This window comes from uncultured Cohaesibacter sp., from assembly GCF_963556055.3.
GTDB lineage: Bacteria > Pseudomonadota > Alphaproteobacteria > Rhizobiales > Cohaesibacteraceae > Cohaesibacter.
Genome location: NZ_CAUVYE020000012.1, coordinates 106118 through 132069, shown reverse-complemented (window position 1 = coordinate 132069; position 25952 = coordinate 106118). Strand labels below are relative to the sequence as shown.

General features: G+C 52.5%; 23 protein-coding genes and 3 pseudogenes. 11 read left to right on the top strand and 15 right to left on the bottom strand.

Going from position 1 to position 25952, the window contains the following annotated elements; all coding sequences use genetic code 11:
- The 4 genes from ACHZB8_RS06955 to ACHZB8_RS06940 all read right to left on the bottom strand — a co-directional run bounded on the left by ACHZB8_RS06955 (position 1) and on the right by ACHZB8_RS06940 (position 4301).
- Positions 1 to 816, bottom strand: a complete 816-nt coding sequence (locus tag ACHZB8_RS06955; protein ID WP_316859534.1) for a sugar phosphate isomerase/epimerase family protein — start codon at positions 814 to 816, stop codon at positions 1 to 3.
- A gap of 27 nt (positions 817 to 843) precedes the next feature.
- Positions 844 to 2058, bottom strand: a complete 1215-nt coding sequence (locus ACHZB8_RS06950) for an alpha-D-ribose 1-methylphosphonate 5-triphosphate diphosphatase (RefSeq protein WP_316859533.1) — start codon at positions 2056 to 2058, stop codon at positions 844 to 846.
- 381 nt (positions 2059 to 2439) lie between these two features.
- The gene (locus ACHZB8_RS06945; protein ID WP_316859532.1) at positions 2440 to 3837 is read right to left on the bottom strand and encodes an MATE family efflux transporter; all 1398 of its coding nucleotides are present in this window, start codon (positions 3835 to 3837) and stop codon (positions 2440 to 2442) included.
- A gap of 26 nt (positions 3838 to 3863) precedes the next feature.
- Positions 3864 to 4301 carry a MarR family transcriptional regulator gene (locus ACHZB8_RS06940; protein WP_316859531.1) on the bottom strand — a complete coding sequence of 146 codons (438 nt, stop codon included), beginning with the start codon at positions 4299 to 4301 and terminating at the stop codon, positions 3864 to 3866.
- Between the two features lie 259 nt (positions 4302 to 4560).
- Here ACHZB8_RS06940 and ACHZB8_RS06935 point away from each other — a divergent pair, with 259 nt between their 5' ends.
- Together ACHZB8_RS06935 and ACHZB8_RS06930 are read left to right on the top strand one after the other, a co-directional pair.
- Positions 4561 to 5610 (top strand): biotin/lipoate A/B protein ligase family protein, encoded by a 1050-nt coding sequence (locus tag ACHZB8_RS06935; RefSeq protein WP_316859530.1) that lies wholly within the window; start codon positions 4561 to 4563, stop codon positions 5608 to 5610.
- Positions 5611 to 5925: 315 nt separating this feature from the next.
- Entirely contained in the window at positions 5926 to 7179 is a 1254-nt protein-coding gene (locus tag ACHZB8_RS06930; protein WP_316859529.1) for a CehA/McbA family metallohydrolase, read from the top strand.
- A 40-nt stretch (positions 7180 to 7219) separates the two neighbouring features.
- Here the strand turns inward: ACHZB8_RS06930 and ACHZB8_RS06925 are convergent, their stop codons facing one another.
- Positions 7220 to 8194, bottom strand: coding sequence for a substrate-binding domain-containing protein (locus tag ACHZB8_RS06925; protein ID WP_316859528.1), 975 nt, complete (start codon positions 8192 to 8194; stop codon positions 7220 to 7222).
- An 876-nt stretch (positions 8195 to 9070) separates the two neighbouring features.
- Here ACHZB8_RS06925 and ACHZB8_RS06920 point away from each other — a divergent pair.
- From ACHZB8_RS06920 to malQ, 9 genes and pseudogenes are all read left to right on the top strand, one after another.
- Positions 9071 to 11458 (top strand): glycogen/starch/alpha-glucan phosphorylase, encoded by a 2388-nt coding sequence (locus tag ACHZB8_RS06920; protein WP_316859527.1) that lies wholly within the window; start codon positions 9071 to 9073, stop codon positions 11456 to 11458.
- 216 nt (positions 11459 to 11674) lie between these two features.
- On the top strand, positions 11675 to 13876 hold the full coding sequence (gene glgB, locus ACHZB8_RS06915; RefSeq protein ID WP_316859526.1) for a 1,4-alpha-glucan branching protein GlgB: 2202 nt from the start codon (positions 11675 to 11677) through the stop codon (positions 13874 to 13876).
- Positions 13877 to 13922: 46 nt separating this feature from the next.
- Complete coding sequence (gene glgC, locus ACHZB8_RS06910; RefSeq protein ID WP_316859525.1) at positions 13923 to 15188, top strand: glucose-1-phosphate adenylyltransferase; 1266 nt, start codon at positions 13923 to 13925, stop codon at positions 15186 to 15188.
- The gene (glgA, locus tag ACHZB8_RS06905; RefSeq protein ID WP_316859524.1) at positions 15189 to 16628 is read left to right on the top strand and encodes a glycogen synthase GlgA; all 1440 of its coding nucleotides are present in this window, start codon (positions 15189 to 15191) and stop codon (positions 16626 to 16628) included. It abuts the gene before it with no gap.
- Positions 16629 to 16649: 21 nt separating this feature from the next.
- The gene (gene glgX, locus ACHZB8_RS06900) at positions 16650 to 18257 is read left to right on the top strand and encodes a glycogen debranching protein GlgX (RefSeq protein WP_316859523.1); all 1608 of its coding nucleotides are present in this window, start codon (positions 16650 to 16652) and stop codon (positions 18255 to 18257) included.
- The gene (locus tag ACHZB8_RS06895) at positions 18214 to 18738 is read left to right on the top strand and encodes a hypothetical protein (protein WP_316859522.1); all 525 of its coding nucleotides are present in this window, start codon (positions 18214 to 18216) and stop codon (positions 18736 to 18738) included. The genes glgX and ACHZB8_RS06895 overlap by 44 nt, the downstream gene beginning before the upstream one ends.
- 115 nt (positions 18739 to 18853) lie before the next feature.
- Entirely contained in the window at positions 18854 to 19057 is a 204-nt protein-coding gene (locus ACHZB8_RS06890) for a hypothetical protein (RefSeq protein ID WP_316859521.1), read from the top strand.
- 32 nt (positions 19058 to 19089) lie between these two features.
- The gene (locus ACHZB8_RS06885; RefSeq protein WP_316859520.1) at positions 19090 to 19761 is read left to right on the top strand and encodes a 4-alpha-glucanotransferase; all 672 of its coding nucleotides are present in this window, start codon (positions 19090 to 19092) and stop codon (positions 19759 to 19761) included.
- Positions 19762 to 19785: 24 nt separating this feature from the next.
- Positions 19786 to 20844 (top strand): annotated as a pseudogene (malQ, locus tag ACHZB8_RS06880) (4-alpha-glucanotransferase); the annotation flags it as partial.
- A 187-nt stretch (positions 20845 to 21031) separates the two neighbouring features.
- On the opposite strand, the gene ACHZB8_RS06875 reads toward malQ, so the two are convergent.
- From ACHZB8_RS06875 to ACHZB8_RS06830, 10 genes and pseudogenes are all read right to left on the bottom strand, one after another.
- Positions 21032 to 21352 carry a YARHG domain-containing protein gene (locus ACHZB8_RS06875; protein WP_316859519.1) on the bottom strand — a complete coding sequence of 107 codons (321 nt, stop codon included), beginning with the start codon at positions 21350 to 21352 and terminating at the stop codon, positions 21032 to 21034.
- Positions 21353 to 21630: 278 nt separating this feature from the next.
- The gene (locus tag ACHZB8_RS06870; protein WP_316859518.1) at positions 21631 to 22758 is read right to left on the bottom strand and encodes a hypothetical protein; all 1128 of its coding nucleotides are present in this window, start codon (positions 22756 to 22758) and stop codon (positions 21631 to 21633) included.
- A gap of 176 nt (positions 22759 to 22934) precedes the next feature.
- Positions 22935 to 23063, bottom strand: coding sequence for a flavodoxin domain-containing protein (locus tag ACHZB8_RS06865; protein WP_316859517.1), 129 nt, complete (start codon positions 23061 to 23063; stop codon positions 22935 to 22937).
- Between the two features lie 116 nt (positions 23064 to 23179).
- Positions 23180 to 23392: pseudogene (locus ACHZB8_RS06860) on the bottom strand (sulfite reductase subunit alpha); the annotation flags it as partial.
- Positions 23393 to 23538: 146 nt separating this feature from the next.
- Positions 23539 to 23718, bottom strand: a complete 180-nt coding sequence (locus ACHZB8_RS06855; RefSeq protein ID WP_316859516.1) for a hypothetical protein — start codon at positions 23716 to 23718, stop codon at positions 23539 to 23541.
- Between the two features lie 111 nt (positions 23719 to 23829).
- Positions 23830 to 24435 (bottom strand): hypothetical protein, encoded by a 606-nt coding sequence (locus tag ACHZB8_RS06850; protein ID WP_316859515.1) that lies wholly within the window; start codon positions 24433 to 24435, stop codon positions 23830 to 23832.
- A complete protein-coding gene (locus tag ACHZB8_RS06845; protein WP_316859514.1) occupies positions 24395 to 25189 on the bottom strand; it encodes a hypothetical protein in 795 nt (264 codons plus the stop codon). Before ACHZB8_RS06845 ends, ACHZB8_RS06850 begins: the two co-directional genes overlap by 41 nt.
- The gene (locus ACHZB8_RS06840; RefSeq protein WP_316859513.1) at positions 25110 to 25562 is read right to left on the bottom strand and encodes a glutamate synthase-related protein; all 453 of its coding nucleotides are present in this window, start codon (positions 25560 to 25562) and stop codon (positions 25110 to 25112) included. Before ACHZB8_RS06840 ends, ACHZB8_RS06845 begins: the two co-directional genes overlap by 80 nt.
- A complete protein-coding gene (locus ACHZB8_RS06835) occupies positions 25471 to 25788 on the bottom strand; it encodes a glutamate synthase-related protein (protein ID WP_316859846.1) in 318 nt (105 codons plus the stop codon). The genes ACHZB8_RS06840 and ACHZB8_RS06835 overlap by 92 nt, the downstream gene beginning before the upstream one ends.
- Positions 25763 to 25840, bottom strand: a pseudogene (locus ACHZB8_RS06830) (hypothetical protein); the annotation flags it as partial. The gene ACHZB8_RS06835 and the pseudogene ACHZB8_RS06830, both read right to left, overlap by 26 nt.
- Between the last annotated feature and the right edge of the window lie 112 nt (positions 25841 to 25952).

Below are 25952 nucleotides of genomic sequence, written 5' to 3'. Positions count from 1 at the left end.
TCAGCAGACAAGCCCAAGAGACTTGAGATATTCAAAGGCTTGGAGGATTTTGGTCTTGTCCCGGAGTTCAAGCACGAGATGGGGTGCACTGTTGCAGTCCGACAGGGCATCAAACACCGATTGCCATTTGATATCGCCTTCGCCCGGAGCCCAATGCCGGTCGCAATAACCATCGACATCCTGAAGATGCACATGTCTTAGCTGATCGCCTGCGTCACGGACAAAAAAATCCACCGGAGGAGCATCGAAATTGTGACGAGTGACATGGGCATGACCGGTGTCGATGGATAGGGCAATGGCGTCACTATGAAAACTGTCTACCAAGTTGCGTCGGGTAGAGGGGTCGGAGTCCTCGATATTCTCGATCACGATCACAATGCCAACCTCTTCAGCGCGAGCGACAACCGGATCAAGAATTGTGTGGATGCGATCTAGCTTGTCCTCCTCGTAGCCAGACTTGACCATCCGGTTGATATAGTACCAACTGCGATAGGGCGAATGCAGGACCATTTGGCGCGCGCCAACAAGCTCGGCAGCTTGCAGTGCGACAAGAAACCGCCTGGTAATCAGGGCCTGTAATTCAGGATCCTTATTGTCGATATCAAGACCGGCATAGGGTCCATGAATGCCAAGGCGCCCAGAAAAGCCGACCAGCGCAGCCTTGGCCTCAAGGGCCGCAGCTTTCCAGTCTGCCATAAGGACATCATGGGAGAGGAAGTCCTGTAATTCAAGGTCTCGGGCGTCGTCAAACAACCAGTCCCGGTGGTCTGCGATCTGTTGACTTCTGAGGCAAGCGCCAATTTTCAAAGGAAGCATGTCGGCTCCATCGTGGAAATGAAAAAATCAATGGGCGGGCGTGGAGATATAGGCATCGCGTCCGGCAACCCAGGTTCTCCGGATCGCGGGCATATGACCGTCCGGCCAGCAGACGAGAACAAGATCGGCGCGGTTGCCAACCACTATGTCACCCCGGTCAACAAGCTTCATGGCCCTTGCCGGATTGCTCGATATGAGCCGCCACAATGAAAGCCGGTCAGCCCGTTTTTCTGCGTCGAGCCGTGCCACACCGGCAAGCATGGCGGGATAGTAATAGTCAGAGGCAAGTATGTCGCACAGACCGTCCTCGACCATCTCTCCCGCACCGGGAGACCCTTCGATATGACTTCCGCCACGCACGGCATTCGGCGCACCAAAAACAATCATGTCACCATCGCCGCGGGCTGTTTTCGCAAGCTCGATGGTCATTGGAAATTCCGAGATGTCAGCGCCGAGTGAGCGATAATAGTCTCGTGTCTCTTTTTGAGTGTCATCGTGGCTGAGCATCGCGACATTCTTACTGCGGGCTTTGGCCGCAACCGCCCTGATTGCTTCAGGCACATCAGGCCGAATGGTCCATCGCTCCCGGATGAGCGAGGCATACTCGGTGCCAGATAGTCCGGAGCGTTCACCTCGCTTTTTCATCTTGTCGCTGAATTTGGCGCTTCTCATATCTGCAACCGGATAGTCTGGTACATGATCAAAGGGGCGATCCTGAAGCGGGATGTCCGGGTGCAGCACGGCCATCGAAGTGTGATCGTTGAAGGCAAGTGAGGGAAGGAGCGGACCTTCAAGGGCCTCATTGATGATGTCCATCGCTTCGAAACAGAAGGTCTCCCAGCGCAACTGAACCCGGTTCTCAACCGTGAGACGGGGAGCAAAGAGGTTGAGTGCCTCAATCAGGGCTTGAGACTTTTCAAGGCTCCGCAGACCGGGCTCCCAACTGAGGGTAACAGCGTGAAAGGCTGTCGCGATGCCATTGGCCGCAAGTTGCCTGTCCGTCTCGAGCACCGCCGCTTCAATAGGAAAAAACACGCCGGGACGCGGCATGATCTGACGTTCGAACGCATCCCCATGCACGTCGACAAGGGCAGGGGCCAGACAATAATTTCGTCCGTCGATTTCTATCCCTTGAACCGGTCCGCCAATATCCGAAATCAGACCATCTTCGACGGAGACCGTCGTCTCTACGATTTCGTCAGGCAAAAACACCTGAGCTCCTGTGACGGTAAACCGGTTCATGTCAAACCTCCAATTCATTGCAGCTGCGCAGCACCCGATAGTGCCAATGGCAAGATACCGATCACGAAGAACAAGATCACAATAGTAGCCAAAGATACCGCAGACTATGTCGTCGGGAATCTGAATCTCAGACCGGCAAGTGTCTGCGACCATAGGGACCATTATTAAGGGTTCCATGACAGCACCGCAGCTGCTTTCACAAACGGAGAGTTTTCCTCAAGACACGCGACATTTGGTAATGATTGGGGAGCATTCGTGCAACATGCGCCCGGAGCGCTGGTGCGAGACAACAGAATCCGGACAGAAAAATGCCCCGCACGTGATCAAGACAAATGCGAGGCAAGGTGATCAGACATCATATGCGTGTCGAGCGAAAAGCTCCTAGGCTTCAGAGGTTGCAACCTTGGCATTCAGGCCACTGTCATCCTCGTCATGTGGAAGATATTTCTTCAAGTAAGGATAGACGAGAGCCAATGAAATCAGGATTGACATGATGTCAGCCAGAGGTTGGGCATAGACAACACCCGAAAGGCCGAAGAAATGGTCAAGGACATAGATCATCGGGATGAAGATGAAACCCTGACGGCTGATGGACAGAATGAGAGATTCCTTCGCTGCCCCCATCGCCTGCAAGGTGTTGATATAGATGAACATGACACCAATGACCGGACCGGTGAGCAGCAACGCCTTGACGAAAACCACACCCTGTTCGAACACCGCCTGATCATCGATGAAAGATCGGACGATAAATCCGGAACCGAGCCAGCTGAAGAATGTGAGGGTAGACCCCATGATCAGCGCAAAAGCGATGGATGTTTGCAATATGGCCCGAAATCTTTGCGCGTTTTTTGCTCCGAAGTTGAAGCCAAGCAGAGGCTGGATGCCAACTCCAAGGCCGATCTGCAAAAGAACCGCGATCATCCCGACCTTGGTTGCAACCCCCATGGCGGCAACTGCAATGTCGCCATGACTTGAAAGAACATTGTTCAGAATGATGATCGAGGTGCTCATCAGCACATTGTTGAGCGCTGCCGGAACGCCGATTGAAACGACCGGCCAGATGACGCCAACAATGCGAAAATCTGCAAGCTTGATTGAAAGTGCGGTTTTGTTCCCGCCCACAAGACGCCAGAAATAATAGGCAGAGGCAATGTTGCCGATCAATGTGGCAATGGCCGCACCGGCAACCCCCATATCAAGGTAGAGGATGAAGATCGGATCAAGCAGAATGTTGAGGATCGTTCCCAACATCATGCCGAACATGGATTCCTTGGCTTTGCCAGCCGCGCGCACGATATTGCCGAAGGCAACGCTCGTGATCACGAAGGGAGCACTTGGGGCCACATAAAGCAGATAGTCCCGCGCATGGCCGATCGTATTGTCGCTGACGCCGATCAATTGCAGAATGAAGGGCATTCCCAGCATGAAAATCGCGGCAAAGACGATGCCGATCACCCAAGACATGTAAAAGCAGAATGAGGAAACATGGTTGGCGAACTCGGGACGACGCTCACCAAGAGCACGAGAAATAACGGAGGTGCCGCCAATGCCGATCATGTTGCCGGTGGCCATGAAGAGCAGGAATACGGGAGTTGTCAAGGAGACAGCGGCGACCTGAAATGGATCGTTGGTCTGACCAACGAAAAATGTATCCGCGATATTATAGATAAGAACGACGACCATCCCGGCGATGGTTGGAATGGCATTTTTCAGAATTGCCTTGGGAACAGGCATTTTCTCGAAAATGTATGTGTGATCACTATTTTCTGGTTGTTGCATTGCAGGGCTCGATTTTATTTTTTTCTCTATTCATCAAGTTCGAGAAGATTCTGGTGCAGTTGCAGAAGGCGACTTTCTAATTCCCGGACTTGATCTTCGGACATGTTTTTCGTCATTTGTTTGTCGATACGGCGTTTTGTTTCGACAACCTGACTGTGAATTTCGTCTTCGGCTGGCAGGAGGTTGACCAGCCGTCTGCGCTTGTCGTCGGGATCTGACACAATTTCAATCAGACCTTTTTGCTCAAGGCGACGCAAAACGCCAATAGCTGTTGTGTGTGCGATATCAAAATGTGTTTCGAAATCTTTTTGTGATGTGACCACACTCTGCCGACTTCTCAGAAACCCGAGAAACTTGGCCTGTGTCATGGTCAATCCAAAGGGTAGAAGCTGGTGGTTTACAAGCTGCTGCATTTTGTCGTTGATTTGCTTCAGCACGAAACCGACTTCGTTGGGTTTATCCATTGCTCGATCCGCATATTGCGTAGCACGCTACATATAAGGGTAACTTACTTTCATTACAAGAATAATAACAAATGCAAAAATCGAATGAGGCGCATGAAGAAATGATCATTCTACTATCAAGTTGGTGCGTTTCTTGAGTAATACGACAGTTTCAGCTGCGCGGTAGCGATCAATTCGAGCATTCGCACTTGCGTCGGTGGAGTGAAGTGAATAGATAAGTATTAGACGATTTTTCAATGGCTTAGAGGAAGAAAAACAGATGCATGGTGAGTATAAGGTGCATGGAGGGAAGTTGGTTGTCGCCGATCTCGAGGTTGTCGATGGTGCGATGAGCGCTGTTCAGATCGCAGGGGATTTTTTCCTCGAGCCGGCGGAAGCGCTGAACGATATCTGCCTGTCTCTTGAGGGAATGCCGGTGGAATCGAGCGTTGAAGACATCACGTCCAAACTGAAAAAGAGCCTTCCGGAAGGGGCTGCCCTTATCGGATTTTCTCTCGAGGCCATCGCAATTGCCGTCCGTCGTGCTCTTGGTGTCAGCAAAAGCTGGCGCGATTATGAATGGCAGATAATCGACAGCGAAGCGGTGTCTCCCGCGATGCATCTGGCGCTGGATGATGTGCTGGCGAATGAAGTTGCCTCTGGTCGGCGCGCGCCCACTCTTCGCTTCTGGGAGTGGGATCGCGCAGCGGTCATCGTCGGGGCCTTCCAGTCCTTGAAGAACGAAGTGGACTTGCAAGCAGCCGAGGAGCTGAATGTCGAAATCGTCCGCCGCGTGACCGGGGGAGGCGCAATGTTCGTCGAAAAGGGAACCGCAATCACATACTCCCTTTATGCGCCCACGGATCTTGTCGCAGACATGAGTTTTGCCGACTCCTATGCCTTTCTTGACAATTGGGTTTTGAAGGCTCTGAACGGGCTCGGCATTGATGCCTATTACAAACCGCTAAACGACATAACAAGCTCCAAGGGCAAGATCGGCGGGGCCGCCCAGAAGCGCTATCACCGCAACACGGTGCTGCACCATGTCACCATGGCCTACGACATGGATGCGGCAAAGATGATGCAGGTCTTGCGCATTGGTCGCGAAAAATTGTCGGACAAGGGTACGGCAAGCGCCGCCAAACGTGTGGATCCGGTAAGAAGTCAGACTGGTATGGAGCGCCGTGCAGTCATCGATCAAATGAAAGAGACCTTTGTGTCACTCAATGGTGGTCGCGAGGGACAGATTACGCCGGAAGAATATGCCGCAGCAGAAAAGCTCGTAAAAGAGAAATTCTCAACAAAAGAGTGGCTTCATCACATCCCGTGATGTTCTGAACACAAGACCAATCTGCATGAAATCACCAACGATATGCGGCGAGGGATTTTGCTCTCGCCTCATTTGAAACTTTGCGGATCAGGAAGATCAATCCGTTCGACATTATGATCGTTTCGATGACATTGTGGAGGCAGACCTGCACGCGCTTGCAGAATGGTACGACCTGCTCTAGATTGGCAAGCGGTCGAGATTGTCATGCCGTAGACGCGGCGCGGTTCATGGCGAACAGTTGTTGAAAGTCTTGGCCGTCTTACCAAACTGGTTGAAAACCGACTTGTCCGCTAGATGAAAAAGGGTCCGACTGTCATGGCTGGTACATCGCAACGCTTTCACTTCACGGTTACAGACTTCCCCGATGGCGCCAAGTCTTTTGTCGAGCTGCCTTTTCAGGTCGATCAGGATGCGGAACGGATCGAGGCATCCTATTTCGTTGCGGACAAGGATGGTGGACCAAAAAGTGTAATCGATCTCGGCATGGCGCATGAAGGAGTGTCACGCGGTTGGACAGGGTCCGAGTATAATCAGATATCGATCTCGGAGGATGCCGCGTCGCCCGGTTACATTGCTGGCCAGTTGGCCGGGAAATGGAAACTCGTCCTCGGCATCGTCCACTTGACCGAAGGCTGCAAGATCGATGTCACGGTGGACGTCATCAAGAAGCGGCGACAGTGGTTGAGCGGTGATCTTCACAGCCATACGGAACACTCAGACGGTGGCGTCAGTGTAAGCGAAGCCGTCAGCCGCGCACGTCATACCGGTCTCGATTTTGTTGCATTGACGGATCACAACACAACCGCTCAGAATCATGTCTTGTTGGACAAGCCCGGTATTCTGGTCATTCCGGGTATGGAACTGACGACCTATTTTGGGCACACCAATTTCTTGGGAGTGAGGATGCCAGTGAAAAACTGGCAGTGTGCAACGCCTGAACAGGTAGAAGAACGCATGCATGAAGCCAAGGCCAATGGCGCGACCATCATTCTCAATCACTTCATGGATCCCGGCGGGTTCAATCGCTGGGTATGTGGATTTCAGGTTCCCCATGATGCGGTTGAAATCTGGAATGGTCACTGGAGCGCCCGTAATGTGTCGGCCCTTCAGCGATGGCAGGAGATGCTATGTGAAGGCGTGAGAATTCCAGCCACTGCCGGGACCGATTTTCATCTCAAGAACAAACGTCGTCATGGTTACCCATGCAATCGGCTATTTGCAGATGGCCGGTCTGTTTCCGGTTTGTTGAAGGCAGTGAGAGAAGGGCGAAATGTCATTTCCGCCGCGCCAAACGGCCTGATTTGCGAACCAGTCAGCCCCGATGCACCCAATTTTGGAGACGTCATTCCTGTCGGGTCGCGAATTGCGATCAAGTTCGAGGGACTTTCCAATGCGGATGAAATCCGAATTGTTACCGAGAAGGGCGTGGTTGAAGCTTTGAGAGCTGAAAACACTGTCCAGCAGATGGAAACGGTTTTGAATGGTCGCTTTGTCAGGTTCGAGGTCTGGCAGGTAAAAGACGGGGACTTTGCTCCGAAACTCTTCACCAATCCGATTTTTGCGGAATAGCATTGAGCATAGACGCGCGTTCATAAGGTTGCAGGCGGCTTTAAAGGCGTCCGTCCTTGGGGCGAACAGATGAACGCAAGACGAATTCAGAAACGGTCGTGATCTGAATCGGTTCGGGCGTTTCTTGTGTCTTGCGTCGGTCAAGAATGTCAATGACAGCCCGTGCATGCTGCTCAACATCCTCGCGGATCGTCGATAGATCGTAACTTGGCCAGGCTGCAACGATGGAATCATCATAGCCGATGATCGAAATATCCTTTGCAACCCGATAGATGGTTTTCATTCGAATGTGATCCATCACGCCGAATCCCATCGTGTCGCTTGCGCAGAAAATGGCATCAGGAACGTCGTCGCCAGAGACCAGGTCATGAGCGGCGGCGAACGCGTCCTCATAACGGAAGTTGCCTCTTGCTTCTCCCACGAGACGCATGCCTTTCTTTGCAATGGCCAGAAGCAGCGCATTCTTTCGAACGTCGGAAACAACGGATGTTTCTCGCCCGGCCATGAAAGCGATGGTTCTGTGTCCCGTTCTCCATAAATGCTCAACCATGTCATTGATGCCAGTCGCATCATCGGTCCTGACCGCATCCACCGAGCTGTTGTAGCTATCACGATTGATCATGATAGGCCGCATATGAGGGGCTGCCTCATGCACGCTGAGGGCGCTGACCGAATCTGACATGACGACAATCCCCTCGATGGGAAAGGTCAAATGCTGTTTCAGAATGCTGGCACCGTCATCCCTTGGCGGAACAGTCAGAACGACGGGAAGTCGGCCGGAATCGAGTACCGCCTTGAGAATGGATGCATGAACGCCGGGCTCTCTTATGCTGTTGATCTTGTTGATGACAAGCACAACCATGTTGGAGCGTCCGCGGGCCATGTTTTGCGCCAGACTGTCCGGGCGATAACCTAGCGCCGCAGCAGCTTCCATGACCTTGGCCTTTGCAATCGGCGAAATATAGGCATTGGGAGTAAAGGCACGGGAAACCGCAGACCGCGAGACACCAGCCAATTGCGCAACGTCCTCGGCTCTGACCCTTCCGGAACGGTTTGCTGCTGGTCTCTCACCTTTTTTGTGATTATTGGTCATATTGGGACGTGACTTTCAGAAAAACGACATTTTGACGTGATCTTGATGCATGCAAGACCTACTATTTACCGAATGTTACTATAGGAAAATATCGGTCATAAGCAATCGCATCTTCGAAAGAGTCCGCAAGGTTTGAAAATCGAAATGATCAAAGCAATGCAAACAAATTCAATGACTTGCCTTCAATTTTGCGCATGAATGTACAAATATAATTATTTTCATGTATCGTCGCATGCCAATTTGCTTTCAGGATTCGAAATGGTCTCTGTCGAAAAGGACCGGACAAGGTGCGGGAGTAAGGGAGAGGGACCGTTGCCCTCGGGGCAAACGAAACGATGGCTCGCTAGAGGCGTCCTGTACAATTTGCATTGTTTCGCAACGAATCAAATGCGTGCATGTGCGTCGAACAGTCACAGGGTTGTGAACTGGCGAGCCTGGGTTGCCCAAAAAGAAAGCTTCTTTGTCATGGATGTTGATCGATTTTTGCTCAAAGTCGGGAAAAACCGGCCTGTTCGATACCAAAAAGCTTCTGATATTTGTGCTTCCCCTTGATGAAATCTTGTTATTTGATGGGAAGCATGTAGTTATGCTTACAAAGTCGTATACGAAGATGATTACTGCCAAATGAGAAAATTCACTTCATATTTAATCATTGTGGCGTATGGCTGGACTGGATCGATCCAAAAGCGGTCATTTCAATAAGCGGTTCGCGTTCGAAACAATTCGGCGCGCATGGCGAACACAGGGGAGGGACTCTCCTGTTTCATTACTGGCGAAAACAACTGGACGTTCGGGCTCATGAATACAAAGATTTTTCAAATCAAGCTTAAGGAAGAACTTCTAAAGCATCTCAAATATTCATTTGGCAAGGATCCCGGCCATGCAACGCCATATGACTGGCGGATGTCCTTGTCCATGGCCTTGCGGGACATGGTGGTTGACCCCTGGTTCGACAGCACTGCCAAGACATATGATAGCAATGCCAAGCGTGTCTATTACCTCTCCATGGAGTTCTTGATTGGCCGTCTTGTCGAAGATGTTGCAATCAATCTAGGCTTTGAAGACGTTGCTCGGGAAACCATGCGCGAACTTGGACAGGACTATAACGCCATTGTAGCCAATGAACCCGATGCCGCCCTTGGCAACGGTGGTCTTGGTCGACTTGCTGCCTGTTTCCTTGACTCGATGGCAACTTTGGGCATTCCGGCTCACGGTTACGGCATTCGCTATGAGCATGGCCTTTTCGAACAGCATTTTGAAAATGGTGCTCAGGTCGAAACCGCTGAAGGTTGGCTCGCCCAAAGAAACGTTTGGGAATTCGAACGGCCAGAAGTGGCCTATATTGTCGGATTTGGTGGTCATGTCAGCGAGCAGGATGGTCGTTCCGTCTGGTATCCTTCCGAAACCGTCCGCGCTCAGGCCTATGATGCCCCGGCCCTGGGTTGGCAGGCCAGATGGTGCAACACCTTGCGCCTGTGGTCAGCAAAACCGACGAGCGCCTTCGACCTGGAAAGCTTCAACAGAGGCGATTTCCTGGCTGCAAGCGCTCCCGAGGCACTTGCCAGAACCATTTCGCGCGTCCTTTATCCGGATGATACGACCGAGACGGGCAAGGAACTGCGCCTCAAACAGGAATATTTCTTCACGTCAGCGTCCATTCAGGACCTTATTCGCCGTTTCCGGTCTACAAATGATGATCTGAGGGATTTGCCGGATAAGGCCGCAATCCAGCTCAATGATACCCATCCGGCAATCGCTGGTCCCGAACTCATCCGGATCCTTACGGATACCCACGGCATCGAGATTTATGAAGCCATCGATATCGCGAAGAAGTGTCTCGGTTATACCAACCATACATTGTTGCCCGAGGCGCTGGAACGTTGGCCGGAATATCTGTTCGCTCGCATTCTGCCTCGTCACTATCGTATCATCGAGATCATTCAGGAACAGCACCTGAAGGAGACCGGCTCCGATATTCGCATCATCGACAATGGAAACGTGAATATGGGCGAGTTGGCCTTTATCATGGCCCATCGCGTCAATGGCGTATCGGCGCTGCATACCGAACTGGTCAAGGAGACGGTCTTTGGTGATCTGCACAAGGTGTATCCGACCCGCATCATCAACGAAACCAACGGTATCACGCCTCGGCGCTGGCTCTATAACTGTAACAAGCCGCTTCGTCGCCTGATCAACTCGACCATCGGCATCGAGTGGCCGAATGATCTGGAGCAGCTCGAACGCCTGTCGCAATATGCTGACGATGCAGCATTCCAGGACAGTTTCCGAGCAGCCAAGCGGGAAAACAAGGAGCGTTTCATCAACTGGTTGAATGAGAAACGGAATGTCTCAATTAACCCGGACGCGATGCTTGATATTCAGGTGAAGCGTATCCACGAATATAAACGACAGCTGATGAACCTGTTCGAAGCCGTCGCCTATTGGAACGAAATCAAGGAAAATCCCGGCAAGAACTGGACCCCGCGGATCAAGGTATTCGGCGGCAAGGCTGCACCCGGATATGAAGTGGCCAAACGCATCATTCATCTGATCAACGATGTTGCGGCAGTGGTCAACAATGATCCTGTGACCAAGGATTATCTGCAAATCATATTCCCGGCCAACTATAACGTTTCCATGGCGGAAATCCTGATGCCGGCGGCGGATCTGTCGGAACAGATTTCAACAGCCGGCAAGGAAGCATCCGGCACGGGCAATATGAAATTTGCTCTTAATGGCGCCCTGACCATCGGTACGCTTGATGGTGCAAACGTTGAAATTCGGGAACATGTTGGTCCTGAGAACTTCTTCCTTTTCGGTCTGACCGCTGCCGAAGTCGTCGAACGCAGGGCAGAGCAGGATTACTCCCGTCGTGCAATCGAGGCCAGCCCGCGTCTCTACCGCGTGTTGAACCAGATAGCCAGTGGCGTATTCTCGCCGGATGAGCCACATCGGTATGGCTCGATCGTTCAGATGATGTATGAGAGTGATTACTTCCTTGTAACTTGTGATTTCGACGATTATTTCGCAAAACAGCGTGAAGTAGACAAGGCTTATCAGGACATCAAGCATTGGACGAAAATGTCCATCCTGAATACCGCAAATGTCGGCTGGTTCTCATCAGACAGAACAATCGCCGGTTATGCGAAAGACATTTGGGACGCAAAATCGCTGTATGAGCGCTAATGGAAATATGTGACATTGCGGCAGTCTTCCCAACAGACTGCCGCTTTTTGATATTCTGAATTGCGCTCACACAATGGTGACAGGAGGTGTGGATTTCAATTTTTCCCGGACATCACGTAAATGGGAAAAAAAACAAAGGGATACTACTTTTCAATCGGTTCCATTTGTTGACCACATGCTCTAGCGTATTACAAAACAGAGGGGGAATTCGGAGCTATGACATACACCTCACGCAAGGATGCTTTGTCGATTCAGAGTGGCGTTTGTGACGATCCATTTTCAATCCTGGGTCTACATGATTGGGAAGGTGGGGTGGTCATCAGGGCTTTCGCTCCCGGTTCTGCAAAAGTGGAAGTTCTCGACTATACGAGCGGTGCGGTGCAATGCGAACTGGAGCGTGACAAGAATGCTCCTGACCTGTTCGCCGGTTTCCTGAACAGACCCAATGAACGGTTCCCTTACAAATTGAGATACACGCGTGGCGATAATATCTGGACCGGTGAGGATCCCTATCGGTTCGGGCCTGTTATCGGCGAGTTGGATGAGTATCTGTTTGGTGAAGGGACGCATCAAACGCTCTGGAAAATCCTCGGTGCCCATGTCATGAAACATGAAGGGGTCGAGGGGACGCATTTCGCAGTCTGGGCCCCCAATGCGCGCCGCGTGTCTGTAGTTGGTAACTTCAACGGCTGGGACGGTCGTCGGCACCCCATGCGCCAGCGTGGAGTTACCGGTGTGTGGGAGATTTTTATCCCGGCTCTTGGCGAGGGTGAAACCTACAAATACGAGCTCATCAACAGACAAGGCCAGCTTTTGCCGCTCAAGGCCGACCCGGTCGGGTTCGGTTCGGAACATCCGCCACGCACTGCCTCGATCATCCGCGATCTTAGCAGCCATGACTGGCAGGATGTCGAGTGGATCGAGAACCGGTACAAGAAAAACAATATCGATCAGCCAATTTCGATTTACGAAGTTCATCTGGGCTCATGGCGCCGTGTGGCAGAGGAAGGCAATCGACCGCTTTCCTATCTGGAACTCGCAGATCAGCTTGTTCAGTATGTCAAGGACATGGGATTTACCCACGTTGAACTCATGCCGATTTCGGAATTTCCCTTCGACGGATCCTGGGGCTATCAGCCGGTTGGCCTGTTCGCCCCGACCATCCGCCATGGTACGCCCGAAGAGTTTCGCACCATGGTTGAAGCCTTCCATGCGGAAGGTATCGGCGTTCTGATCGACTGGGTTCCGGGACACTTCCCCGAAGATGCCCACGGTTTGGCCAAATTTGACGGCACCGCTCTTTATGAGCATGAAGATCGACGTGAAGGCTATCATCCCGACTGGAATACGCTTGTCTACAATTATGGCCGTCGCGAAGTTGCCAATTTTCTCAGTGCCAACGCGCTATACTGGCTGAAGGAATATCATATCGATGGCCTGCGCGTGGATGCTGTTGCATCCATGCTCTATCGTGACTATTCCCGCAATGAAGGGGAATGGATTCCAAACAAGGACGGTGGTCGCGAAAACTACGAGGCAATCGAGTTCCTGCGCAACATGAACATCATGGCCTATCGGGAATCTCCCGGAATCATGACAGTGGCCGAAGAATCAACCGCATTTTCCGGCGTCAGCGCACCGACCAATCACGGTGGTCTCGGGTTCGGCTTCAAGTGGAATATGGGCTGGATGAATGACACCTTGCGCTATATGTCCCATGATCCGGTTCACAGAAAATATCATCACCATGATATGACCTTCGGCATGCACTATGCCTATTCCGAAAACTATATCCTGCCTCTCAGTCACGATGAAGTGGTGCACGGTAAAGGCTCGTTGCTCGATCGCATGCCGGGTTATCCGGCTGATCAGTTTGCCAACCTGCGCGCCTATTTTGGCTATATGTGGGGGCATCCCGGCAAGAAGCTTCTTTTCATGGGGGGTGAATTTGCCCAGGGCGAAGAGTGGAACCACGACCAGAGCCTTGATTGGCATCTGCTTGGCCATGACTTCCAACGCGGAGTTCAGTCACTGGTCCGGGATCTCAACAGACTTTATAAAACACTGCCGGCTCTTTATCGAAATGATTGCAGACCGGCAGGGTTCGAGTGGATCCAGTGCCACTCGGCCGATGATTCCGTTTTTGCCTGGATCCGCTACGGTGACAAAACGGACGCACCGGTTCTTGTTGTCAGCAACATGACACCGGTCGAGCGTCAGAACTACCGGTTGGGCGTTTCGCATGCTGGACGTTGGGTAGAGGTTCTGAATACCGATTCAAGTCTTTATTCAGGTGGAGGGCGCGGCAATTTGGGCGGCGCGAACACAGAAGAGATTGCATCACACGGCAAGGACGTGTCGCTCTCTCTGACGATACCTCCGCTGTCTACTTTGTATTTCACGTTGGAGCAGCACTGAGTGAAATCACTTTGACTTTGCTTAAGTGACAAATGGGGAGAGCATTATGAAATTAGATCGAGAAACATCCAGACTCGCCAATCAGTCGATGGCCTTCATTCTGGCTGGAGGCAAGGGAAGTCGCTTGCAGGAACTGACTGAGAAGCGGTCGAAGCCTGCGATGTATTTCGGCGGCAAGGTCCGTATCATCGACTTTGCTCTCTCCAATGCGGTCAACTCCGGCATCCGCCGAATTGGCGTGGCCACCCAATATAAGGCGCACAGCCTCATCCGCCACCTGCAAAGGGGCTGGAGCTTCTTGCGCGAGGAACGGAACGAGTTTCTCGACATTCTCCCTGCGTCTCAGCGAATGGACACGGAAGCCTGGTACAAGGGTACCTCTGATGCCATCTATCAGAATATTGATATTCTGGAGAGCTATGGTCCCAAATATATCGTCGTGCTCGCAGGCGATCACATTTACAAGCAGGATTATGCACTGATGGTTCGCCAGCATGTCGAAACCGGTGCAGATGTAACGGTCGGCTCGATCGAAGTGCCTCTTGCTGATGCCAAGGCTTTCGGCGTCATGAAGGTCGACGAACACGACCGCATTCTCGATTTTGTCGAAAAGCCGGACAATCCTCCCGCAATGCCCAACGATCCGACCCGCGCTCTGGCATCCATGGGGATTTACGTCTTTGAAGCCGCACTGCTTTATGAACTTCTTCGCGAGGAAGAAGCAAACCCCGATACCCATCACGACTTCGGCAAGGACATCATTCCGAAACTCGTGAAACAGGGCAAGGCTGTTGCACATCCCTTCAGTCGTTCTTGTGTCAGAACCGGATTGGAACAAAAACCATACTGGCGCGATGTTGGTACCATCGATGCTTTCTGGGAAGCCAATATCGACCTGACGGACTTTATCCCCGAATTGGATATTTTCGACCGGGATTGGCCAATCTGGACCTATCAGGAACTGACACCACCAGCCAAATTCATCCACGATGAAGAAGGTCGCCGCGGTCAGGCCGTGTCTTCCATGGTGTCCGGTGGCTGCATCATTTCAGGTTCATCGCTGAACCGTTGCCTGTTGTTTACCGGCGTCAAGGCGCACTCCTATTCCAAACTGAGCGGTGTGGTCGCTCTGCCATATGCCGAAATCAACAGGAAAGCCCAGCTCAAGGATGTGGTCATCGACAGGGATGTAAAAATTCCCGCTGGCCTGGTCGTTGGCGAAGATCCAGAGCTTGATGCCAAACGGTTCCGCAGAACCGATAACGGCATTTGTCTGATCACCCAATCCATGATTGACAAACTGGACCTCTAGATGAACATACTTTTCGTTGCTTCCGAATGCTCGCCATTTGTCAAGACCGGTGGTTTGGCAGATGTTATTGGATCCGTGCCAAAGGCGCTTGAAAAGCTGGGCCATACGATCAAGGTCCTGCTTCCGGCCTATCCTCAACTTCAGAAATGGCTGAAGCACGGCGATCCCTTGCTTGAACTGGAGGATCTGTTTGGTGGACCGGCCCGAGTTTTCTCGGTCCGGGCCAAGGGACTCAATCTTCTGCTTCTGGAAGCACCGCACCTGTTCGACAGGGAAGGGACCATTTACCTCGATGAGGAGGGGCTGGACTGGGAAGACAATCCCATTCGCTTCGGGGCCCTTTCCCTGATTGGTGCAAAAATCTCACTGGATGGCATCGGCGGTTGGAAGCCGGATCTTGTTCATGCCCATGATTGGCAAGCCGGGCTTGTGCCGGTTTATCTGCGCCAATCCGGACGTCAAGCGCCACCCTCCATTATCACCATCCATAATGTCGCTTTCCAAGGGCTTTTCGATGGTGCAATCGTGTCAACGCTTGGGCTGTCTCCTGACTTGTTCAACCCAGACGGATTTGAATATTGGGGACATGCCGGATATCTGAAGGGCGGCTTGGCATTCGCTGACAAGATAACGACCGTAAGCCCAACCTATGCGATAGAATTGCTCACTCCGGATTTTGGCATGGGCCTGGAAGGTCTTCTTCAAAGCCGGAAGAATGATCTTGTCGGGATTCTCAACGGCATAGATATGGCTGAGTGGGACCCTGAAACGGATCCGGTACTGGAAAAGAATTACAATACCAAAAGCCTGAAGCGGAAGGTGGCAAACCGAGAATGGCTGGAGGCGCGGTTCGGGCTTGAAGCCAATCCTGACGCACCGCTCTTCTGCGTGATCTCCAGACTGACAACGCAGAAAGGTCTTGATCTTCTGCTTGAAGTCATCCCGACCATTGTGGAACGTGGCGGACGTCTTGCCGTGCTTGGAACCGGCGACAAACGGCTGGAAGCAGCCTTCGTGAACGCTGCCGGTAACATGCCGGGCAAGGTTGGCGTCGAAATCGGTTATAGCGAGGACCTGTCCCACAAGATGCAAGGTGGTGCCGACGTTGTGCTTGTACCGTCCCGCTTTGAACCTTGTGGCCTGACCCAGCTGTACGGTTTACGATACGGCACGATTCCGGTTGTCTGTCGTACCGGCGGACTTGCCGATACCATAATCGATGCCAATGCCGCTTCTCTGACCATGAAGTGCGCAACCGGTATCCAGTTCTCTCCGGCAACCGTTGAGGCTCTGGATCAGGCAATTCACCGGACCTGTGATCTGTTCCAGCAACCGCAGCAATGGAAAACAATGATGCGCCGTGCGATGACACAGGAAATTGGATGGGATCATTCCGCCGAACTCTATGCCGATTTATACAGATCATTGATCGACAGCTGAGCCTGTTAGGACCGATTATCAATGAAATACTATATCACCAGCGGAACCCCTTATAGACTTGGCGCCTTTTATGATGGTGACGGAACCAACTTTGCCGTCTTTTCCGCCAATGCGAGCCAGGTAGACCTCTGTCTTTTTTCACCTGATGGCAAAAAGGAAGTCGACCGGATCTCTTTGCCGGAAAGGTCAGGGCCTGTTTGGCACGGATATTTGCATGATCTGAAACCGGGAACCCTCTACGGCTATCGCGCACACGGCATTTATGCGCCCGAACAGGGGCACCGTTTTAATTCAAACAAGCTTCTGCTTGATCCCTACACAAGAGAGATATTTGGCAAGTGGACAGCCTCGGCCACCCTGTTTGGCTATCAGAAGGGTGCAACCGGTGGGGATTTGACATTCGGCGCGTCGGACAGTGCGTCATGCGTCCCCAAATCGGTGGTGTCAGACCCTGCATTGAATGATTTCCTGGAGATTGCACCCTCTGTCTCGGATGGCCGTGACCTGATTTACGAGGCCCATGCAAAAGGTCTTACCAAGCTGCATCCGGACGTCCCCGAAGGGCTTCGCGGCACCTATGAAGCTCTCGCCAGTGATGCGATGATCGATCATCTTCTGTCGATGAATGTGAAGGCCGTCGAGTTGATGCCGGTGCATCATTTCATCGATGACGAATTCTTGCTCGACAAGGGGCTGGTCAATTATTGGGGATATAACTCCATTGGATTTTTTGCGCTGGAGCCGCGATATCTCGGACCAGATGGCATCATTGGCTTCAGGGCAATGGTGCAGAAGCTCAAAGCCGCAGGCATTCAGGTCTATCTCGATGTGGTTTTCAACCACACCGCAGAGGGCGACCAAAATGGACCGACCCTGTCATTCAGGGGCCTCGACAATGCGTCCTATTATCGCCTCATCGCCGGGCAACCGCGCTACTATGTCAATGACACCGGATGTGGCAATACGGTCAATGTCTCCCATCCCTATGTCTTGCGCCTCGTGCTGGACTCGCTCCGCTACTGGGTGCTCTGCATGGGCGTGGATGGTTTCCGCTTCGACTTGGCTACCACAGTTTGCCGAGAAGACTATGGCTTCGATCTATATGGCGGCTTTCTTGATGCCATTCGGCAAGATCCGATCCTGTCGACGGTTCGCCTGATCGCCGAGCCGTGGGATATCGGGCCGGGCGGTTATCGCCTTGGTGGTTTCCCACCAGAATTCAGCGAATGGAACGACAACTATCGCGATACAAGCCGAAAATACTGGCGTGGTGATCCCCAGACGACGCCGGATCTGGCCTCCCGTTTGTTGGGATCGGCAGACAAGTTCGACCGGGCAGGGCGTCGAGCCTGGTCATCGGTCAATTCCTTGCCGCCCATGATGGCTTCACGCTCGCCGATATCACCCGCTACAACAATCGCCACAATCTCGCCAATGGCGAGAACAACATGGACGGCCACGGAAACAATCTCAGCGACAATTGTGGCTATGAGGTGTGAAACGAAAGACCCCGTCATCAATGCCCGTCGGATGCGCCGTCAGCGCAATTTCCCTGGCCACACTGTTTCTCAGTCAGGGCACTCCGATGCTTCTGGCTGGCGACGAGATCGGCAACAGCCAGCAGGGTAACAACAATGCTTATTGTCAGGACAATGAAATTGGCTGGGTCAACTGGGCAAAAGGTGACAAGGATCTCAAGAATTTTGTTGCCTATCTCAGCCAGTTCCGTCGTGACCATCCGGCTTTGAGGCAGGACCGTTTCCTGCATGGCGCAAAGCGCTTGCAAGACAATGCCCGCGATGTGGAATGGACCGATTTTGGCGGCTATCCATTGCAATGGCGCGATCCCGGTCTGTCGAGCTTCTGTTTGACCTTGAGATGTTCCGCCGAAGCGCCGCCTTATGAAAAAGACAATGATGTTGTCTTCATTATCTTCAATAGAAGCAACGTTGCCGCCAGTGTCGTTCTGCCGAAATGTCCAAAAGGATTCCATTGGAAACGCGCGCTCGACACTGCCCAGCAGGTTCAATTTCCAAGCCTTGAAACTCAACGTGACTCGACAGAAGTGTCAGGTTCCTCAGTTGTTGCCTTGATCTTAGAAAGCGGATAAAAGCTTCCTCATGAATGTTGATAATCTGAAAACTCCTCGCAGATCATTTTGGAATTCACGCCCACGTACAATGATTTCAATGGCAGCCTCGTCAATACCTCGCTGGAAACACAGGTTGCTCTGGCTGCGCGCCTGTGGGCTCGAGCTTGACAATGATGCCATGGTCGATGAGGCAATCGAGGAGCATATTCGAAAAGAGCAGGATCGCTGGTTTCCACGCGAATTGATCACCACGAGCGGGTTCAACTATGTCTGCAATTTCGGGTCTTGGAGCCCGCTGGCATATCGAACTCGACGAGGAGCTGAAGTGAAGAGCTGAATGTCGACATCCCGGCTGAAAGCCTTTGCGGGATGGCAGAGACACATATCACGCTTCCCCCCATTACCGCACCGGTGTCCCACGACCTTGTTTGCGAGGTTGGCGGACGGCGGTCGAAACCGTCACCATCATTGCAGCGACCGCTCAAGGCGCCTTCTATAGCCAGTATTTGTGGCAAGGAACGCATCTGGGGGCTGAACGCTGCCCTCTATGGTATCAGATCGAAACGAAATTCCGGCTTGGGCGATTTTGAAGATCTTGCGCGCTTGTCGGAATTTGTGAGAGAGCTTGGAGGCAGTTTTGTCGGGATCAATCCGGTCCACACGCTCGGATTTTCCGACCCTTACGCAAATCAGTCCCTTATTCACCCAGCCATCGCGGGTTCCTCAATACTCAGCACATTTGCGTTGGACAAAATCCCCGGACTTGAGAAATTGCCAGAGGCCCGATCTCTGTTGCAGGCAGTTGAAACCCAGTGGACAGAGCTGCGAGCCTCTGAGGAGGGTCGAGTATTTCAAACATCCGCACTTGCCATAATGCAGCGCTGCGCGACTAGCTACACCCTGTTTCTTCAACATGCCAGCTCCTATGATCGACAGCAACTTGATCAGTTCCGTACCGGTCTTTGGCAATTACCTCGAACGGTTTGCCCTGGCAGAAGCATTGACGGAGCATTATGGCCACGACTGGCACCAATGGCCTGAAGAATATAAAGGACCGTTCATGAAGACGCAATCGAGGATGCGCGAGATCGGTTCGCGGCTCGGGTTGATTTTCACGTCTGGTTACAATGGGTCGCAAGTGTTCAGCTGACCGACGCGCAATCAAGGGCGTCGTCGGGAGGCAAGGGGTTGGGGCTCTATCTTGATCTCGCAGTCGGTGCACGGCGGGGCGGGGCTGAAAGCTGGTGCGAAAATGACAGCGTGGCCCATGGAGTTTCTCTCGGAGCGCCACCCGATCAACTAGGCCCGGATGGTCAGAATTGGGGCTTGATGGGCTATGCGCCAAGAAAACTGGCCGACAACAAATATAAGCCGTTAAGGCGCATTTACCGCTCCGCAATGAAACATGCCGGCGTCTTGAGAATCGACCATGTTCTGGGCCTTAATCGCAGCTTCTGGATTCCGGATGACGGATCTCCGGGGGCATATGTGTCTCAGCCGCTGGATGTCTTCCTGGCGCTTCTTTCCATTGAAGCCGCTGCCTCAAACACAGCGGTCATCGGGGAAGATCTCGGACTGGTGCCGGACGGTTTCCGCGAAGCCGTTCAGAATCACGGCATCTACGGATACTCGGTTCTGCAATATGAAAAATGGCCAGAAGGTCGGTTTAAAAATCCATCCGAATTGCGCCAGTTCAGCCTTGCGAGTTTCAGCACCCACGACACGCCGACCTTGAAAGGCTATCTGTCAGGTTGTGACATCAAATGGCGAGACCGGCTGAGAGGCGATGGCGAGGGCGTTTCTCATTCCGCTTACGAGGATCGAAGAAATGAAGTGAAGGCGCTCGCCACGCTCGATCCGGACGCGTCGCACCATGAAGATGTCAGTTTTGAGCATATGTTCGAAGCGATCCACGGCTCGTTGGCCGCTTCTGGCGTTTCCATGATATCCGTTCAGCTCGATGACATTCTGGGACTGGAAGAGGCGCAGAATTTGCCCGGAACCATAGATCAGCATCCCAACTGGCGACGCAAGTGCCCCTGCAATCTTGCCGAACTCTCGTCCAATCCGGATTTTGAAAGAATGTCCGAGTTGATGGAGAAAAATGATCGGAATTTGAAATAGGCCTGAGGCCAAGGCAAGATTGGGGTATAAAATCTTAGGGAAAGAATTTCTTTGGGTAAGATATTATTATTCTAACTCTTGAGCCCATATATCCTGAGGGGTGCGCAATTCCATTGCGCCCCCTTCAAACCTATTAAGGTTTTGATCGAAGAAAGTCTTTCAACTCACTGATTCTTCGTTGCTTGACCTATCTTGGGCATCCGTAGCGTCTTTCCCAGTAAACAATGGAATTGACGCGATTCTGCTGACTATAACTCAAGCGTCCCCACGGCGCGTGGCAGCTTCTCGGGAAAGCGCGCTGGGCTCTGGCTGTCTTGAAGCAATAGCCCTGACGAGCATAGATCGCGTTTCTCTCATACCAAAGCTGGCCACAGGACATCGACGCATAGGATTGAGCATTCGCTTTGGACGTCAGGCTGATGCCAGTTCCGGGCACGGAGAGAAGCGGCGAAAAAGAGAAGAAACCGGCGGTTAAGGCAATCATTGGAAAAATGTGTTTTGTCTTCATAACAAGCCCCTTTCGAGACGACCAGCAGGTCGCCACCTGTCACAAATTCCAAGTTCAAATATACCTCCATCTCAGCCAGCAAACAATTTGATCACATGTACTAGGCCGCATTTCCGGTAACCTGACAGTCAAAGCGATTTGTCCGAACCGGCAATCAGACGGGAGAGGCTTTCCCTTGAGGAAAAGGGCTGGGAAAGACGACAATGCCCAGGCTTGGCATGATACGAAAAGACCGGCACTGAGGCCGGTCCATGTTGCTTGAATGGGTGGTGAGGCGATCAATAGACATCGCGAACGTAGCGTTTTTCCTTTTTCAGCTTGTTCACATAGTCTAGACCCGCTTCTTCGGTCAATTCGCCCTGTTCGCAGATGACTTCATGCAATGTGCGTTCGACATCCTTGGCCATCCGGCTCGCATCACCACACACATAGAAGTAACCGCCTTCTTCCAAAGCTCCATAAAGTTCTTTGGCAAACTCTTTCATCCGGGTCTGAACGTAGATCTTTTTCGCCTGGTCGCGTGAGAAGGCAAGGTCAAGGCGATTGAGAATGCCGTCCGCCTGCATTTTTTTAAGTTCTTCACGATAGATGAAGTCGCTTTCTGCATGCTGATCGCCAAAGAACAGCCAGTTGAAGCCGGTGGCGCCGATGGCTTGTCTTTCTTGCAAGAAGGCCCTGAAAGGCGCGATACCGGTCCCCGGTCCGACCATGATCATCGGAACATCATTATTTTCCGGGACCCTGAAACTTTTGTTCGGGGATACGAAGACCTTCACCGGTCCTGCGCCCGCCCGGTCAGCGAGATAGCAGGAGGCCACGCCACCATGATTGCGGCCGTGACTGTCATAGCGCACGGCGGCGATCGTCAAATGCACGCTACCCTCATTCAGTTTGGAACTGGATGAGATGGAATAGGCACGATGCTGCAAAGGCTTGAACAGCGAAACGAGTTCATCGGCGCTGAATTTAGCCTTTGGATTAAGCCGGGCAATGTCGAGGGAATCCTTGGACCACAAATAGGCTTCCATCGCCTCCTTGTCTCCGTGTTCCACGATGTGCTTGAGATGGTCATCATCGCTGCGTTCGGCGACTGCTTTCACGAACTCGTTGTTCGGTGTCGAGATTTCGAAATGGCTGAACAGAAGTGATTCAAGTGACTCGTCTTTTCCCGCTACAGCACTGTCGCCAGACACGCCGAGATGTTCTAGCCAAGCAGACACCAATTCGGGATCGTTCGTCGGAATGACATTGAGCGCATCACCGGCCTCATAGTCTGGACCATCATTGGACAGATCGAATTCGAAGTGTCTGATTTCTTTCGCAGATCCTTCGCCGGAAAGAAGCTTGTTGACGGGCATGGGAGCTTCGAACGGATTTTTTCGCGTCCATTTGGATTTGGATACCATGGTGGCAGCGCCAGACGAGTCGACAGGAGCACTTGCCCCTTCCGGTTTCAACTTGCCCAACTCAGTACGAACTACGGCGGCCCATTCTTCCGCGCTTTCTTCAAAATCGACATCGCAATCGATCCTTGGAGCAAGGCGTTTCGCACCGAGCTGCTCTAATCTCAGATCAAAATTGCTTACCCCGCCTCGCAGAACCCGTCATAAGCGGTGTCACCGAGTGCCAGAACAGAAAAATGAAGATGCTCAAGGCGTGATGCCGTTGTAGAACTGAGTTCGTCCCAAAAGAGCTGAGCATTGTCTGGCATTTCCCCCTCGCCATAGGTCGATGGTGACGAATGAAAGACATACTCCATTTTTCGTCAGGGGCTTCGACTTCAACGTCATCGAGAGAATTGACATGCGCATTGATCCCTTCGGAGCGAAGAGAAACCGCGAATTCTTCAGCGAAGCCTTCCGAGTTGCCGGTTTGGGTACCAAAAAGAATGTTGGCCGTAATGGCAGATTGGTCTTCGCTTGTCGCAGACTTCTTTGCCCTGTAGCATTTGCCGTGTGAAGACACGGCATAAAAACCTGCAAGCCAGGATTTCTGATCCTCGGAGAAGGGCGCATCATCAGGAAGAAAAGGAAGTGTCATGTCTCAATAATCCGTCTTTTGGAAGTCGCAATAGTCTGGCGTGTTCGTATCAGGTGTCCTAAGACACCTGATTGGATCAGCTCCTGACTGGATGTCGCAGCAAACAAAGCTTCGAAATCCGGCAATTCGCCCATGGCTTCCGCGATTCAAACGATCCTGCAACAGGATTCCAACCATATGTGCCAATGGAATCCCATGAGGCGCACATTGCGGTTGGAAAGCGCGGTTTTATAGTCTTTCATGCGTTTATCGGAAACAAGCACAGCCAATTCCATGTCGGAATAGTCGGCGAGGGCCTGTTTTGCGATCCCTGACAATTTCGTCATCAGGGAGAAATCTTCCGTCAGGATCAACTTTCGTACGCCGGCATTGAGCGTTGCCGCGTCAATGTCGTCGTTGCGATAGCGGCCCTTTACGATTTGCTGAGGCCATGTTGATCACCGTGAAATTGGTTGATCAGCTCGAACATCAGGCTTGTATCTGTCTGACCCTGTTTGCGGGAATGGCTCCCCCGGCGATGGTCTTGCCATCCCGATAGGCCAGCTTGAACTTTCTGATCTGGAAGGAAACAAGCGCGTTCGCCAGTTCCCTCGGTCAATTCCTTGCGAGGATTGGCTCTTGAGGATCGCCTCATAATTCTGATAGGTCTCGAGGGCCAATGGTGTCGCGAACTTGAAGTTTGCGATTTCCGTATCGAAATGCTCCAGCAGGAACCTGGCCTTTGCCGAGTTGGTAAATTTGATGTGGTAACGCAGCAGGCGCTCAACGGCCAGCCGATGGATCTTGGCCCGGTCGTTATCGCCATCAAGGCGATGCAGTTTGACCGAGTCGTGACTGTGCAGATTCTCAAGCTGATCATAAGGATCATACTGATAGGCCACACCACCGGACATGCCATTACAGAAGCCCTTGCCGAAACCGCCAAGGTTCATCACGGCGCCATTGGTCATATATTCACAACAGAAATCGCCAACACCTTCGACAACCGCTGTCGCACCCGAGTTACGGACGCCAAACCCGGTCGCCTGCGCCCCCTTCGACAAACAGCGAACAGCTCGATGCACCGAACAAGGCGAAGTTGCCGATAAGATAGTTTTCTACCTCGCCGCCACCCGGTGAATGGATCGCGATATTGCCGCCGGAAGCGCCTTTGCCGACACCGTCGTTACACGTCCCCGTATGATGGAATACCATCCCGGCATTACAGAAGGCGCCATAGGACTGACCAGCGGACCCATGGGTATGGAATTTCAAGCGTTTCGACCTTGAGCAGGTTTCTGCCGCGGTCATCGGTATAGACCATCGGCATGGACCGGGCATGTTTCTCGGACATTTCATGCTGAAGCATGCGTTCGATGTCGATTGAGAACTGCCCGCCAACGGGTCCTTGTTCCGGTTGTCCAGTTTCTTGTCGATCACGATCTTGACGCGACGGTGATGGCGCTGGACGGCCTTGTTCTTGAACTCCTTGAGCATGATGTCATCTATCTCGAAATTGGCTTCGAGATAGACAGGTTCCTTGATGTGAACCTCTTTGACAACCTGAAGCATGTTGCGCAAGTTCATCTGACCGATGGCACTGGGATGCTTCACGAGATGCAGATAGTCGGAGCGCCCCCGAGCTTCACGCATACTCTTGAAGCCCAAAGAAGCCAGAATTTCGCGACATTCATGCGCGATGTTCAGGAAATATTGTCCGAGAGCCCGAGGGTCGCCGTCAAAAACCTCCGAGTTGGTCGTCAGGCCAGCGGGGCATTTGACATTGCAGTTTTTCGCCATGACGCACTTGAGCATCATCAGAGCCGTCCGTGCCGAACTCGAAGCTGTCAGCGCCAAGAAGACAGGACTTGATAACGTCAGATGCCATCTGGTGCGCACCGGAACAGCGAAGGATAACCTTGTCCCTGAGGCCGTTGACACAAAGGGCCTGATGCACTTCCGCAAGGCCAATCTCTGCCGCACGACCGGTATTCTTGAGCGAGGTCACCGCCGCAGCGCCCGTACCACCGGAGTTGCCCGCGATGTTGATGACATCGGCGCCAGCTTTTGCGACACCAACGGCAATCGTTCCAATGCCTTCAGAAGACACCAGTTTGACAATAACGCGAACGCGGGCGGCTTTTGCATCGTGAATGAGCTGTGCCAGATTCCTCGATCGAATAGGTGTCATGGTGAGGCGGAGGCGAGATCAGTTCGACGCCCGGCGTACCGCCACGGGCAGCCGCGATTTCGACTGTCACTTTCTTGCCCGGAAGCTGGCCACCTTCGCCGGGTTTTGCACCCTGAGCGATTTTTGATTTCAAGCTCTTCAAGCGTCGGGTCGGCCAGATATCCGGTCCAGACCCCGAAGCGGCCGGACGCGAGCTGCTTGATGGAACTGGAGCGGATGGTGCCATAGCGAGAATAATGCTCGCCACCTTCGCCCGAGTTGGAGAAGGCACCAACCATGTTGGTGCCGTGTGCAACGGACTCATGCGCAGGACCGACCAGAGCACCGTGAGGACATGGCGCCTGAGGCCAGCGTGGCGGTGATTTCATGGGCCGGCTGAATGGCATCGAG